Origin of the sequence: Streptomyces sp. NPDC002619 (assembly GCF_042889305.1) — a bacterium.
Taxonomy (GTDB): Bacteria; Actinomycetota; Actinomycetes; order Streptomycetales; family Streptomycetaceae; genus Streptomyces.
Window position 1 is genome coordinate 75,951 of record NZ_JBIAQV010000033.1, and the last position, 13,068, is coordinate 89,018.

The 13,068-nt window shown below is 67.9% G+C and carries 11 protein-coding genes and 3 pseudogenes; 4 read left to right on the forward strand and 10 right to left on the reverse strand.

Annotated elements, in window-relative coordinates:
* Positions 1 to 6: 6 nt before the first annotated feature.
* Positions 7 to 1,476 (reverse strand): aldehyde dehydrogenase family protein, encoded by a 1,470-nt coding sequence (locus ACFYXB_RS34590; RefSeq protein WP_389589015.1) that lies wholly within the window; start codon positions 1,474 to 1,476, stop codon positions 7 to 9.
* Positions 1,477 to 1,695: 219 nt separating this feature from the next.
* On the opposite strand from ACFYXB_RS34590, the gene purU reads away from it, so the two are divergent.
* On the forward strand, positions 1,696 to 2,568 hold the full coding sequence (gene purU / locus ACFYXB_RS34595) for a formyltetrahydrofolate deformylase (protein WP_389589016.1): 873 nt from the start codon (positions 1,696 to 1,698) through the stop codon (positions 2,566 to 2,568).
* Positions 2,569 to 2,992: 424 nt separating this feature from the next.
* Here purU and ACFYXB_RS34600 read toward each other — a convergent pair.
* Positions 2,993 to 3,115, reverse strand: a pseudogene (locus ACFYXB_RS34600) (5,10-methylenetetrahydrofolate reductase); the annotation flags it as partial.
* Between the two features lie 3 nt (positions 3,116 to 3,118).
* Positions 3,119 to 4,786 carry a choline dehydrogenase gene (betA, locus tag ACFYXB_RS34605; protein ID WP_389589017.1) on the reverse strand — a complete coding sequence of 556 codons (1,668 nt, stop codon included), beginning with the start codon at positions 4,784 to 4,786 and terminating at the stop codon, positions 3,119 to 3,121.
* Between the two features lie 151 nt (positions 4,787 to 4,937).
* Between betA and ACFYXB_RS34610 the strand changes: the two genes are divergently transcribed.
* A complete protein-coding gene (locus tag ACFYXB_RS34610) occupies positions 4,938 to 5,735 on the forward strand; it encodes an IclR family transcriptional regulator (RefSeq protein WP_389589018.1) in 798 nt (265 codons plus the stop codon).
* 63 nt (positions 5,736 to 5,798) lie between these two features.
* Here the strand turns inward: ACFYXB_RS34610 and ACFYXB_RS34615 are convergent, their stop codons facing one another.
* From ACFYXB_RS34615 to ACFYXB_RS34625, 3 genes are all read right to left on the reverse strand, one after another.
* Entirely contained in the window at positions 5,799 to 6,929 is a 1,131-nt protein-coding gene (locus ACFYXB_RS34615) for an aromatic ring-hydroxylating dioxygenase subunit alpha (RefSeq protein WP_389589019.1), read from the reverse strand.
* Positions 6,930 to 7,059: 130 nt separating this feature from the next.
* Entirely contained in the window at positions 7,060 to 8,223 is a 1,164-nt protein-coding gene (locus ACFYXB_RS34620; protein WP_389589020.1) for an NAD(P)/FAD-dependent oxidoreductase, read from the reverse strand.
* Positions 8,220 to 8,582, reverse strand: coding sequence for a bifunctional 3-phenylpropionate/cinnamic acid dioxygenase ferredoxin subunit (locus ACFYXB_RS34625; RefSeq protein WP_389589021.1), 363 nt, complete (start codon positions 8,580 to 8,582; stop codon positions 8,220 to 8,222). The genes ACFYXB_RS34620 and ACFYXB_RS34625 overlap by 4 nt, the downstream gene beginning before the upstream one ends.
* Positions 8,583 to 8,751: 169 nt before the next feature.
* Between ACFYXB_RS34625 and ACFYXB_RS34630 the strand changes: the two are divergent.
* Positions 8,752 to 10,117, forward strand: a pseudogene (locus ACFYXB_RS34630) (L-serine ammonia-lyase).
* A gap of 66 nt (positions 10,118 to 10,183) precedes the next feature.
* On the opposite strand, the gene ACFYXB_RS34635 reads toward ACFYXB_RS34630, so the two are convergent.
* The 4 genes and pseudogenes from ACFYXB_RS34635 to ACFYXB_RS34650 all read right to left on the reverse strand — a co-directional run bounded on the left by ACFYXB_RS34635 (position 10,184) and on the right by ACFYXB_RS34650 (position 12,629).
* Positions 10,184 to 10,816, reverse strand: coding sequence for an MBL fold metallo-hydrolase (locus ACFYXB_RS34635; RefSeq protein ID WP_389589031.1), 633 nt, complete (start codon positions 10,814 to 10,816; stop codon positions 10,184 to 10,186).
* A gap of 8 nt (positions 10,817 to 10,824) precedes the next feature.
* The gene (locus ACFYXB_RS34640) at positions 10,825 to 11,910 is read right to left on the reverse strand and encodes an S-(hydroxymethyl)mycothiol dehydrogenase (protein WP_389589022.1); all 1,086 of its coding nucleotides are present in this window, start codon (positions 11,908 to 11,910) and stop codon (positions 10,825 to 10,827) included.
* A 58-nt stretch (positions 11,911 to 11,968) separates the two neighbouring features.
* A pseudogene (locus ACFYXB_RS34645) lies at positions 11,969 to 12,216 on the reverse strand (hypothetical protein); the annotation flags it as partial.
* Between the two features lie 197 nt (positions 12,217 to 12,413).
* Positions 12,414 to 12,629 (reverse strand): hypothetical protein, encoded by a 216-nt coding sequence (locus tag ACFYXB_RS34650; protein WP_389589023.1) that lies wholly within the window; start codon positions 12,627 to 12,629, stop codon positions 12,414 to 12,416.
* Between the two features lie 29 nt (positions 12,630 to 12,658).
* On the opposite strand from ACFYXB_RS34650, the gene ACFYXB_RS34655 reads away from it, so the two are divergent.
* Entirely contained in the window at positions 12,659 to 13,051 is a 393-nt protein-coding gene (locus tag ACFYXB_RS34655) for a hypothetical protein (protein WP_389589024.1), read from the forward strand.
* Positions 13,052 to 13,068 lie beyond the last annotated feature (17 nt).

A 13,068-nucleotide genomic window follows, 5' to 3' on the forward strand; every position in this document is an offset into this window, starting at 1 on the left:
CGGCGTTCAGCCGCGGAACCAGTGCTGCGGCCGGGGTTGGATGTTCTGCCAGATGTGCTTGGGCTCTCGGTACTCGTCCAGGCCGGTCGGTCCCAGCTCCCGGCCCACGCCCGAGTGCCCGAAGCCACCCCATTCCGCTTGCGGCACGTAGGGGTGGTAGTCGTTGATCCACACCGTGCCGTGGCGCAGCCGCCGGGCGACCCGCTGGGCCTTTCCGGCGTCCTGCGTCCAGACGGCTCCGGCGAGTCCATACTCGGTGTCGTTGGCGATGCGTACGGCGTCGTCCTCGTCGCGGAAGCGCTCCACGGTGAGCACGGGTCCGAAGGACTCCTCGTGCACCACACGCATGTCCTGCCGACACTCGTCGAGCACGGTGGGCGGGTAGTAGTGGCCGTTCGCCAGTGCGGGGTCACCGGGGCGTTCGCCGCCGCAGCGCAGTAGGGCGCCTTCGGCGAGGCCCGCCGCGACGTACGCCTCGACCTTCTCCAGGTGCTGTGCGGAGATCAGCGCTCCGGTCTCGGCCTCGGGGTCGAAGGGTCCACCGAGGCGGATCTGCCGGGCACGGCGGACGACCTCGTCGACGAAGGCGTCATGGAGGGAGTCCTCGACGATCAGACGGGCGCCGGCCGAGCAGACCTGTCCCGAGTGCAGAAAGACGGCCGTGAGGGCGAAGTCCACGGCCGTCTCGAAATCGGCGTCGGCGAAGATGACGTTGGGGTTCTTGCCGCCGAGTTCCAGCGCCACTTTTTTCACGGTCGAGGCGGCGGTGGCCATGATGCGCTTGCCGGTCTCCAGGCCCCCGGTGAAGGAGACCATGTCGACGGCCGGGTCCTCGGAGAGCGGTGCGCCCACCTCGGGCCCGGTGCCCAGGACGAGATTCGCGGCGCCGGCCGGGAGCCCGGCCTCCTCAAGTGCCCGCATCAGTAGGATCGATGTGGAGGGGGTGAGCTCACTGGGTTTGAGGACGATCGTGTTGCCCGCGAGCAGAGCGGGCGCGACCTTCCAGGACGCCTGGAGCAGCGGGTAGTTCCAGGGGGTGATGAGCCCGCACACGCCGACCGGTTCGTAGACGACGCGGCTGACGGCGTCGTCGCGGCCGGTGTCGATCACCCGGCCGGCATCGGTGCCCCCGATCCCGCCGTAATAGCGGAAGCAGGAGACAACGTCGGCGATGTCGTACTCGCTCTCCACCAGTCGCTTGCCGGTGTCCAGCGATTCGGCGCGGGCGAATTCCTTGGCGTCGCGCTCGATGAGGTCGGCGGTGCGCACCAGCAGCGCACCGCGCTCCCGCTCGGGGGTGTGCGGCCAGGGTCCTTCGTCGAAGGCCCCGCGGGCCGCGGCGATCGCGGCCTCGGTGTCGGGACGCGTCCCCTCGGACACGGTCGCGGCGAGCGTGCCGTCAGCGGGACAGCGGATTTCCCGGTGTCCTCCGGCCACCGCATCGCGCCATTCTCCGTCCACATACAGGTCTGCCACGTGTGGAGCCCTTCGAGCGAATTCCGTTGCGCATCGTGCACCGTATTGCTTGTGGTGGAACACCTTGGCGAATGTGCAGACATACGTCAAGGGGTTGGCAGATGACGATTTCACCATGCGGGCAGTTGCGCGGCCGCTCTTGACCACAAGCCGCGCATAGCCCAACCATGTTGCGTATCGCTCATCATGTTGTGCAATACGCACCGACGGAGGCTGCACATGTCCCCTCGACCGCATCCTGACCGTGAGTACGTCCTCACTCTCTCGTGTCCGGACAGCGCCGGACTGGTCCACGCCGTGAGCGGCTTTCTCGTCAGGAACTCCGGCAACATCCTGGAGAGCCAGCAGTTCGATGATCGACTCAAGGGCCGTTTCTTGATGAGGGTCCAATTCGACGTTTCCGATCCAAACGCCGATCTGAAAAATCTGCGTTACCGATTCGGTCCCGTCGCCGAGGCCTACCGGATCTCCTGGACCCTCCGGGACGCCTCGACCCCGACCAGGACGCTGATCATGGTGTCCAAGTTCGGCCACTGCCTCAACGATCTGCTCTTCCGTCGGCGCACCGGCGCTCTCAACATCGAGATCCCCGCGATCGTCTCCAATCACCGGGACTTCGAGGGACTGGCGGAGACTTACGGCGTCCCCTTCCACCACATCCCGGTGACCAAGGACACCAAGGACGACGCCGAGGCGCGCCTGCTGGAGCTCGTGCACGAGCTGGACATCGACCTGGTGGTGCTGGCCCGCTACATGCAGATCCTCTCCGACGACCTGTGCAAACAGCTGGAGGGCAGCGCCATCAACATCCACCACTCCTTCCTCCCCAGCTTCAAGGGCGCGCGCCCCTACCAGCAGGCGTACGAGCGCGGGGTGAAGCTCGTCGGCGCGACGGCGCACTATGTGACGCCGGACCTCGACGAGGGGCAGATCATCGAGCAGGACGTGGTCCGGGTGGACCACTCGCTCGACCCGGAGGAGCTGGTCACGGTCGGGCGGGACGTGGAGGCGCAGGTGCTCGCGCATGCGGTGAAGTGGCACAGCGAAAGCCGCGTCATGGTGGACGGCAACCGCACGGTTGTCCTCCGCTGAGCCGAGCACGAGCGATGGGCGGGCCGGAATCCGGCCCGCCCATCGCTGTATACGGCCTCTGACGCCCGCTCTTGGGGCGCAGGCCGACACAAACAGCCCGTCCGGCCTTTGAGGACGAGCCGTTGAGGCGACAGGGAGGTCTGGGGGCGCAGCCCCCAGCGAGGCCCGCTGCACCCCGGGCACCAGTGAGGCTCCCCTAGGGCCTGTCCGGCGGATCATGTCGAAGACGCGGGGTCTGGCACGCCCATCTGCGGCGTTGTCGTCGGTTGCCGACTCCCCCAAGTTCTCGGCTTCGCTCGAACAGGGGGGACCCCCATCGCGTCGACTCCCTCCCCCGCCTTGCAGCTGGACGCACCAGACCCCGCTCACCTGCGCTTATGAGGCGCCGCAGCTCTCCTCCGACCTGATCCGCCGGACAGGCCCACGCCGCCACGGTGACGACGACGTCGCGCGGGACATGGGCGAGGACCTTGTCCTCGGTCGCCTTCGCGGGCAGCACCTCGTAGCGGACGCTGTGCAGCAGCGCCCGGAAGTGTTCGCCGTCCAAGGTCTAACCGGCCTGCTTCTGGGCGTCGCGGTACCGGTAGTACGCGGCCTTGGAAGGGGCCAACGGGTCCTTGTCCAGGATGAGGTCGGCCGCCTTCTCCGCGATCATCATCACCGGCGCGTAGATGTTGCCGTTGGTGACATAGGGCATCACCGACGCGTCGACGACGCGCAGTCCCTCCACACCGTGCACGCGCATGCTGGTGGGGTCGACGACGGACATCTCGTCGGTGCCCATCTTGCAGGTGCACGAGGGGTGCAGGGCGGTCTCACCCTCCTTCGCGACCCAGGCGAGGATCTCCTCGTCGCTCGCCACGGACGAGCCCGGTGAGATCTCCCCGTCGTTGTACGGGGCCAGCGCGGGCTGGTTGAGGAGCTTGCGGGCGACGCGGATCGACTCGACCCACTCGCGGCGGTCCTGTTCCGTGGACAGGTAGTTGAAGCGCAGCGCCGGGTGCTCGTTCGGGTCCTTGCTCTTGATCTTCACCGAGCCGATGGCGTCGGAGTACATGGGACCGACGTGCACCTGGTAGCCGTGGCCGCCGGCGGGCGAGGAACCGTCGTAGCGGACCGCGATCGGCAGGAAGTGGAACATCAGGTTGGGGTAGTCCACGTCCTCGTTGCTGCGGGCGAAGCCGCCGGCCTCGAAGTGGTTGGTCGAGGCGGGGCCCTTGCGGAAGAGCCACTGCAGGCCGATGAAGGGGGCGCGCCACTTCGCCATGTACGGCTGCATGGAGACGGGCTGCTTGCAGGCGTACTGGATGTATACCTCCAGGTGGTCCTGCATGTTCTCGCCGACGCCCGGGAGGTCGTGGACAACGTCGATGCCGATCGCGCTCAGTTCCTCGGCGTTGCCGACGCCGGAGAGCTGCAGCAGCTGAGGGGAGTTGATCGCGCCGCCGCAGAGGATGACCTCGCGGGCTCGCACCTGCTGGACCTTGCCGCGCCGCCGGTACTCGACACCGACAGCACGCTTGCCCTCGAAGAGGACGCGGGTGACCAGGGCGCGGGTGGTGATGGTGAGGTTGGGCCGCTTGTTCGCGGGCTTGAGGTACGCCTTCGAGGCCGACAGACGGCGTCCCCGGTGGACGTTGCGGTCGAAGGGGGCGAAGCCCTCCTGTTGATAGCCGTTGACATCGTCGGTGCGGGGGTAACCCGCCTCCTGGACGGCCTTGAGGAAGGCGGTGAACAGCGGGTTGGAGGCGGGGCCGCGTTCGAGGACGAGTGGGCCGTCGTGGCCGCGGAACTCGTCGTCGGGGTCGGCCGCGAGACAGTTCTCCATCCGCTTGAAGTACGGCAGACAGTGCGCGTAGTCCCAGGACTCCATGCCGGCACCGGCGGCCCAGCGCTCGTAGTCCATGGGGTTGCCACGCTGGAAGATCATGCCGTTGATGCTGCTGGAACCGCCCAGCACCTTGCCGCGCGCGTGGTAGATGCGCCGGTCGCCCATGTGAGGCTCGGGTTCGGACTCGTACTTCCAGTCGTAGAACCGGCTGCCGATCGGATAGGTCAGCGCCGCGGGCATGTGGATGAAGACATCCCACGGGTAGTCGGGCCGGCCGGCCTCCAGGACCAGCACCTGGTTGCCCGGGTCGGCGGAGAGTCGGTTCGCCAGTGCGCTGCCGGCGGATCCACCGCCGACGATGACGAAGTCGTATTGCAGGGGAGCCATGGTGCCTCGTCTCGCTCGCGCCGTAGATACGCGTGGCATGCTAGTACGAGTATCGCTATACGCACTAGGTTGCGAGCAACGCAACTTGCAAGGTCTACGTTTCGACGCTGTTATTTGCACTGCTGTTGTTTACTGCGCGTATAGTTTCGCTATGAGCAACTACAGTCCAGATACCGAAACGACAGGTTCGCAGTCCGGCGGGGTACAGTCTGTCGACCGCGCCATCAGCGTGCTGGAAATCCTGGCCCAGCGCGGCGAGGCCGGCGTCAGCGAGGTGGCCGCCGAGATCGATGTTCACAAGTCGACCGCGTTCCGGCTGCTCGGCGCCCTGGAGGCGCGCGGTCTGGTGGAGCAGGCGGGCGAGCGCGGCAAATACCGCCTCGGCTTCGGCATCGTACGCCTGGCCGGCGGGGTCACGGGACGCATCGACATCACCCAGCAGGGCCGCCCGGTCTGCGAGCGCCTCGCCGAGGAGATCGGCGAGACCGTCAACATCGCCGTGATGCAGGAGCACTACGCGATCAACCTATACCAGGTGCGCGGCCCGGGGGCCGTCACCGCGCACAACTGGGTCGGCCAGCTGACCCCGTTGCACGCCACGTCCAGCGGCAAGATCCTGCTGGCCCACATCCCCGCCAAGCAGCGCGCCGCGCTACTGTCCGAGGCCGGCCTGAAGAAGGTGACCCCGCACACCCTGACCTCGAAGACGAAGCTCGAGAAGAATCTCGCCGAGGCTCGGGAGCGTGGCTACGCCTGGACCGTGGAGGAGCTGGAGGTCGGGCTCCACGCCATGGCCGCGCCGGTCCGCGACCGGGACGGAGAGGTCATCGCGGCACTCAGCGCCTCCGGCCCCGCTTACCGGTTCACCGAGGAGCGCATGCACGAGCTCGCTCCGGTGCTGGTCAAGGGCGCGGAGGAGATCAGCCATCGGATGGGCTACCTGGGCTGAACACCCAGGTGCCGCCGCCGACGGCACCTTCAGCCGCCGCCGTCGGCCTGCCGAAAACCGCCGCTACTGCGACTGCCCTGTCCCGAGACGCTCCTGGACCCAGTCGTGGAACTCGCCGATGTGGTGCTCGCTGGGCACCAGTACGCCGCCCTTGGCGTACAGCCGGGAGCTCATCGCGGGCTGACAGCGCTCGCACGCGTCGAAGTCCTGCCGGTTGACGCGGTCGAAGAGCTCCACCGACCGGCTGACATCCTTGCCGCTTTCGACGACGTGCTTGAGGTAGAGCCAGTCGCACTCGACGATCGTGCGGTCCGCGGCGACCGGGTACATCCGGTGGAAGATCACGTGGTCGGGGACGAGGTTGATGAACACCTGCGGCCTGACGGTGATCGCGTAGTAGCGGCGGTCCTGCTCCTCGGAGACCCCCGGAATGCGGTCCAGTCCCTCGGAGCCGTCAATGGTGAAGCCCTTGACCTCGGCGCCGAACTCCGCGCCGTGACCCACGTAGTACTGAGCGGCGTACCCGTCGGCGAACTCCGGGAGTACCTCGGTGAGTTCGGGGTGGATCGTGGCGCAGTGGTAGCACTCCATGAAGTTCTCGACGATCAGCTTCCAGTTCGCTTTGACGTCATAGACGATCCGCTTGCCGACCTCGAGGTTCTCCATGTCGTAGTGCTCGATCGACTCGGTGTCGCCGAGGCGCGCGACGACGTCCTGCACGACCTCCTCGAAGGGAGGCGGGTTCTCCGCGAGGCACACCCACACATAGCCGAGCCATTCATGGGTCGCCACGCTCGCCAGGCCGTACTCCGTGCGGCTGACATCGGGCATCTTGGTGAGGTTGGGCGCGGCGACGAGTTTGCCCGTCAGGTCGTACGTCCAGGCGTGGTAGGGGCACTGGAAGGCGCGCTTGACCTCGCCGGTCTCCTCGGTACAGAGCTTGGCTCCGCGGTGGCGGCAGACGTTGAAGAAGGCGCGTATGGAGTTGTCCCGTGCGCGCGTGATCAGGATGCTCTCGCGGCCCACCTCGACGGTCCGGAAGGCGCCGGGCTTGGCCAGATCCGAGGAGCGTACGGCACAGAACCACATCGTTTCGAAGATGCGCTCCTGCTCCTGGGCGAAGATCCCCGGATCCGTGTAGGAGGAGCCGGGCAGGGTGGCGATCAGGCTGTCCGGCAGGCTGGTCGAGGTCACAGTGCACTCCTCGGAGAACGTCGTGGATCGGTCATTCACGCGCCGGGAAGAGCGACTCCGGACAGCGTTTTGCATGGAGCAACGCTGCGTGCTATACGCAACAGCAGCATGAAATGCACCATCGGTGATGTCAAGATGTCGCGGAGGCGAGCTGCTTGCGCCAACGCATGAAAAGCCGCGGCTGGTTCATCGCGAGCACGGCGACCGGATGCCCGGCACGCCGGTAGACGGCCAGAAAACTGCGGTCGTCCGGGACGCCTTCCTCGACCGTCACACTGTCGGCACCGGCTGAATGACCGGCGAACTGGATCTTCACGCCGTACTGGTCCGACCAGAAGTACGGCGGCCGGGGCACGCCCGGTTCCGCCGCACCCCACGACAGCAGCGTGGCCACGGCCGCGTCGGGCCGCTCGCGCGCACCGGTCCAGTGCTCGACGCGGCGGTGGATCCCCGCGTGGGGGTCGTACCAGGAGGCGCAGTCACCGACGGCGACCACACCGGCGAGGCTGGTGCGGCCGTCCGCGCCGCACTTGACGCCGTTGTCGAGCGCGACGCCGGATCCTTCCAGCCACTCGACGCACGGACGCGCGCCGACACCGACGACGACGGTGTCGGCGGGGATACTGCGGCCGTCCTCGAGCAGGACGGCGTCGACCCGGCTCTCCCCGCTCAGCCCCTTGACCCCCACGCCGCACAACAGCCGTACGCCGTGGTCCTCATGGAGGGCGGAGACGATGCCGCCCATGGCCTCGCCGAGTGGTCCGGCGAGCGGCGTCGGCGCCGCCTCGACCACCGTCACGTCGAGTCCGAGAGCGTATGCGGTGGAGGCGACCTCGGCGCCGATGAATCCGCCGCCGATCACGACCAGCCGCCCACCCATGGCCAGTTCGTCCCGCAGGGCGCGGGCGTCGTCCAGGGTGCGCAGTGTGTGCACCCCGGCCAGGCCGTCGGTGCCGGGCAGCGTCCGCGCGGCCGCGCCGGTCGCGATGACGAAGCCGTCGGCTCGGACCTCGCGGCCGTCGGCGAGCCGCACGGCGCGATCCGCGCTGTCGAGTCCGGCGGCGCGGGCGCCGAGCAGCCACTCGGCCTGCAGGTCCTCGTCGTCCGACTCCAGCGCGAGATCGGCTTCGCCGATGTCACCGGCCAAGAACTCCTTGGACAGCGGCGGCCTGTCGTACGGGCGGTGCGGTTCGTCGCCGATGACGACCAGCCGCCCGTCGTACCCCCGTTTCCGCAGCGAGCGCGCCGCCGACAGACCGGCCAGCGAGGCACCCACCACGGCCACTGTCCTCACGCGGGACCTCCGGCGAGCCGGGACACAACACAGGGCGGCAGGTTGGGTGCCTCCGTGGACGGCCGGACGTAGATCATGCCGTCCTCGATGAGGACCTCATGGGTGCGGACCGGACGCTTGGCCGGCGGAGCGTCGACGGCTCCGGTCCGGAGGTCGAACTTCGAAGCATGCAGCGGGCATTCCACCTCGCAGCCCTCCAGCCAGCCGTCGGCGAGCGACGCGTCCTGGTGGGTGCAGGTGTCGTCGATGGCGAAGACCTCGCCGTCATCGGTGTGGAACACCGAAACCGGCGGATCGATGTCTAGCCGGTAGGCCTCGCCTCGCGGCAGATCCACGAGAAGGCACGCGGGAATCATCATGACACCTCGGTGCGTATAGCGAAACAGATTGCGGTAAGCGCAACGCCAGTTTGAGGGCGGCCCCAAACCCTTGTCAAGGCATCCAGAGGACAGGCAGCCCCCTTGTTCCGTGTTGCTTTTTACGCAACTCTTTGCGCTATAGACAACACATCGCATGAAGGGGCCCGGGGTGGCGATCAGCGTCTTCGACCTGTTCAAGGTGGGCATCGGACCGTCGAGCTCCCACACCGTCGGGCCCATGAAGGCCGCCCGCCGCTTCGTCACGGGGCTGCACGAAGACGGTCTGCTCCCCCGCACCGGCTCGGTCCGGGCAGAACTCTTCGTATCGCTCGGCGCCACGGGTCACGGCCACGGCAGCGGCAAGGCGGTACTCCTCGGCCTCGAAGGCGAGGATCCGGAAACCGTCGATACCGACACCGTGGACGACAGGGTGCACCGGATCCACGAGGCCGGCCGGTTGCGGCTGCTGGGCCGCCGGGAGGTGGAGTTCCGCGAGCGCGAGCACCTGGTGCTGCACCGTCGCCGCACGTTGCCGTTCCACCTCAACGGCATGGTGTTCACGGCCCGGGACCACGATGACCGCGACGTGAGGGCGCGCACGTACTACTCGGTGGGCGGGGGCTTCGTGGTGGACGGGAGCCGACCGCATCAAGCCCGACGACACTCCGGTACCGCTCCCCTTCGGCTCGGCATCCGAACTGCTGCTGCGCGCCTACGAGACCAGCCTGCCGATCAGCAGGGTGGTTCTCGCCAACGAGCTGTCCCGGCGGAGCGAGAGCGAGGTGCGCGCCGGCCTGCTGCGGATGTGGAGGGTGATGCAGGAGTGCGTGGAGCGCGGCTGTTCACGGACCGAGACCACCCTGCCCGGGCGGCTGCAGGTGCCCCGCCGTGCCCCGCAGCTGCTGCGCAGCCTCGCCGAGGACTCCCAGGATGTGGATCCGCTGCACATCATGGACTGGGTCAACCTCTTCGCGCTGGCCGTCAACGAGGAGAACGCCTCGGGCGGTCGCGTGGTCACCGCGCCCACCAACGGTGCGGCCGGGATCGTGCCCGCGGTACTGCACTACTACACGCGCTTCGTTCCCGGGTCCGACGAGGACGGGGTCGTCCGCTTTCTGCTCGCCGCCGGCGCGGTGGGGGCGCTGTTCAAGAAGAACGCGTCGATCTCCGGGGCCGAGGTGGGCTGCCAGGGCGAGGTCGGGTCCGCCTGCTCCATGGCCGCCGCTGGTCTCGTCGAGGCGCTCGGCGGCACGCCGGAGCAGGTCGAGAACGCCGCGGAGATCGGCATGGAGCACAATCTCGGGCTGACCTGCGACCCGGTCGGAGGCTTGGTCCAGATCCCCTGCATCGAGCGGAACGCCCTGGCCTCCGTCAAGGCGATCAACGCGGCGCGGATGGCGCTGCGCGGCGACGGCACGCATGTGGTCTCGCTCGACAAGGTCATCAAGACGACGCGCGAGACCGGTGCCGACATGAAGGTGAAGTACAAGGAGACCTCGCGCGGCGGCCTCGCGGTCAACGTCATCGAGTGCTGAGACGTCAACAAGTGCTGAGCGTCTTCGAATGTTGAGACGAGGCCGCCGCCGCGCGGTCGGCAGCGGTCAGAATCCGCGGTCGATCCATTCCTGAAGATGCGGGGCCTCGGCGGCGATGGTGGTCATCTCCCCGTGACCGGTGTGCACGACCGTGTCGCCCGGCAGGGTCAGCAGCCGGTCCCGGATCGAGTCGACGATCGTGCCGAAATGGCTGTACGACCTTCCCGTCGCCCCCGGTCCGCCCGCGAAGAGCGTGTCACCGCTGAAGAGTGCCTTCAGGCCCGGCGCGTACAGGCACACCGCGCCGGGGGCGTGGCCAGGAGTGTGCAGCACGGTCAGCTCGACACCCGCCACCGTGACGACCTGCCCGTCGGCCAGTTCGCCGTCGGGGGACCGCTCCGCGTGGGTCTGCTTCCACAGCGGCAGGTCGTCGCCGTGGAGCAGGATCGGAGCACCGGTACGGTCGGCGAGTTCGGGGGCTGCGTCGATGTGGTCGTTGTGGGCGTGAGTGCACACGATGGCCCGCAGCGTGCGTCCGCCGAGGGCTTCGGCAATCGCCTCGGCGTCGTGCGCAGCGTCGATGACGACGGCCTCGGTGTCGTCACCGATGATCCAGACATTGTTGTCGACGTCCCAGGTGCCACCGTCCAGGGAGAACGTCCCCGAGGTGACGAGGTGTTCGATGCGGGCACCCGCCATGCCGGCCATCAGAAGACCACCACCGAGCGCAGTACGTCGCCGCCGTGCATCCGCTCAAAGGCCTTCTCGACCTCGTCCAGTGCGATGGTCTCCGTGACGAAGGCGTCCAGATCCAGTCGGCCCTGCAGGTAGAGATCGATGAGCATCGGGAAGTCACGGGAGGGCAGGCAGTCGCCATACCAGGAGGACTTCAGCGCGCCGCCCCGGCCGAAGACTTCCAGCAGCGGCAGTTCGAGCTTCATCTCCGGGGTCGGTACGCCGACGAGGACGACAGTGCCGGCCAGGTCGCGGGCGTAGAAGGCCTGCTTGTACGTCTCCGGGCGGCCGACCGCCTCGATGACGACGTCCGCGCCGAAGCCGCCAGTCAGCTCGCGGATGGCCTCCACCGGATCGCCCTGCTTGGAGTTGACGGTGTGGGTCGCGCCGATCTTCTTCGCAGTCTCGAGTTTCCGGTCATCGATGTCGACCGCGATGATGGTGGCCGCCCCGGCGAGCCGGGCGCCGGCGATCGCAGCGTCCCCCACACCACCGCAGCCGATGACCGCCACGCTGTCACCGCGTCCGACGTTGCCGGTGTTGATCGCCGCGCCGATGCCCGCCATCACTCCGCAGCCCAGCAGTCCGGCGGCGGACGCCGATGCCGCCCGGTCCACCTTGGTGCACTGCCCCGCCGCCACCAGCGTCTTCTCCGCGAACGCGCCGATACCCAGGGCCGGGGACAGCTCGGTGCCGTCGGTCAAGGTCATCTTCTGCTTCGCGTTGTGGGTGCTGAAGCAGTACTGCGGCCGTCCACGCAGACAGGCCCGGCACTGCCCGCACACGGCACGCCAGTTGAGGATGACGAAGTCACCCGGAGCGACGTCGGTGACACCCTCCCCCACCGACTCCACGACACCCGCGGCCTCGTGGCCCAGCAGGAACGGGAAGTCGTCGTTGATGCCGCCCTCGCGATAGTGCAGATCGGTGTGACAGACCCCGCAGGCCTCGATCTTCACCAGCGCCTCACCCGGGCCGGGGTCGGGCACGATGATCGTTTCCAGGCTGACGGGGGCGCCCTTCCCCCGCGCGACGACAGCACGGACCTGGTGAGTCATGGCCACTCCTCAGCTGGTACGAGACCTGATTCAAGTGTTGCTTATTACGGCACGTATCTCACTTGTCGCAACACAGCATCATGGAGGGCCGAGCAGGGGTCAAGGATCCGAACACACAGAACGCCGACTGGGCAGGGTCGACCCTGCCCCTCATCGGCACCCGTGCGCCCCGCATGATCGCGACCTGTTCGCGCGGCCGGAGCTCACGTCCAGGTGGCGGATCACGCCCATGCCGGGGTCGCCGGTCGGCACACGGCGGATCTCCTCGCCCTCCGGCGGCGTGCCCTCAGCGACCGTCATACGGCCAAGTGCCGCAACAGAACCCTTCGAAGCAGCCACGGCGAAGGCCGATTCGGCCCCAGCGGTTCTGCCCCGGCTGATGACGCTGATCAAGTTGGCTAGGGCCTGTCCGGCGGATCAGGTCGGAGGAAAGCTGCGGCGCCTCATAGACCCCGCGTCTGCGACCTGATCCGCCGGACAGGCCCTGGTAGGGCCAGGTCAGTTTAGGCGTTCACGGTCCAGGGCAGATGTGCGGGCGGGACGGCGAGCTCGTCCTGGATGCTCGGCAGTGCGATGTTCACGGACGAGTCGTCCAGCACCTGCAGTAGCTGGGCCGGCGCGATCAGCAGCGGCGGGACCATCTCACTGCCGGCTTGCGCCAGTTCCTTGATGCCGGGGATTCCGTGTATCGCGGGCGTATCGAAAATCGCATACGCCACCGCAACGGCGCTCCGTCTCCAATGGGGGCATGAACCACGATGCATCCCTGTCGGCACCGCCCCGCCGCACGCGCAGGATCGTGCTCCTCAGCCTGGCGATCCTCGGAATGGCGGGCGCCGTGTTCGTCGTACGGCGGCCGCTCATGATGTCCGCTCCGAGGTGCATGGCCGGGCGGTGGCACAGCTGCTTCGATACGTTCAACGGTGTGTTGCTCATCACCTTGGTCGCGCTGCCGTTGGCCGCGCTGGTGGTGTGGGCGCTGGCGCGCCGTCGGCGTGCCGCCGGCGTCACATCGGTGTGGCGGATGTCGCTGGGGCATGGTCCACGGGACGGTGCCGTTCCTGTGACTCCTCCACCCCGTAAACGGGGTGGCTTCTCGCTATGCCGGTTGGGCTTCGCGACGGGCCAGCCCGGCCCGTAGAACATTCAGGGCGGCCA

What these genes read in the sequence shown, in the direction of transcription:
- purU (WP_389589016.1), top strand. Translation starts at nt 1,696, where the DNA reads ATGTCCCCTCGACCGCATCCTGACCGTGAGTACGTCCTCACTCTCTCG.
- betA (WP_389589017.1), bottom strand. Translation starts at nt 4,786, where the DNA reads ATGGCTCCCCTGCAATACGACTTCGTCATCGTCGGCGGTGGATCCGCC.
- ACFYXB_RS34655 (WP_389589024.1), top strand. Translation starts at nt 12,659, where the DNA reads ATGAACCACGATGCATCCCTGTCGGCACCGCCCCGCCGCACGCGCAGG.
- ACFYXB_RS34640 (WP_389589022.1), bottom strand. Translation starts at nt 11,910, where the DNA reads ATGACTCACCAGGTCCGTGCTGTCGTCGCGCGGGGGAAGGGCGCCCCC.
- ACFYXB_RS34610 (WP_389589018.1), top strand. Translation starts at nt 4,938, where the DNA reads ATGAGCAACTACAGTCCAGATACCGAAACGACAGGTTCGCAGTCCGGC.
- ACFYXB_RS34625 (WP_389589021.1), bottom strand. Translation starts at nt 8,582, where the DNA reads ATGATGATTCCCGCGTGCCTTCTCGTGGATCTGCCGCGAGGCGAGGCC.
- ACFYXB_RS34635 (WP_389589031.1), bottom strand. Translation starts at nt 10,816, where the DNA reads ATGGCGGGTGCCCGCATCGAACACCTCGTCACCTCGGGGACGTTCTCC.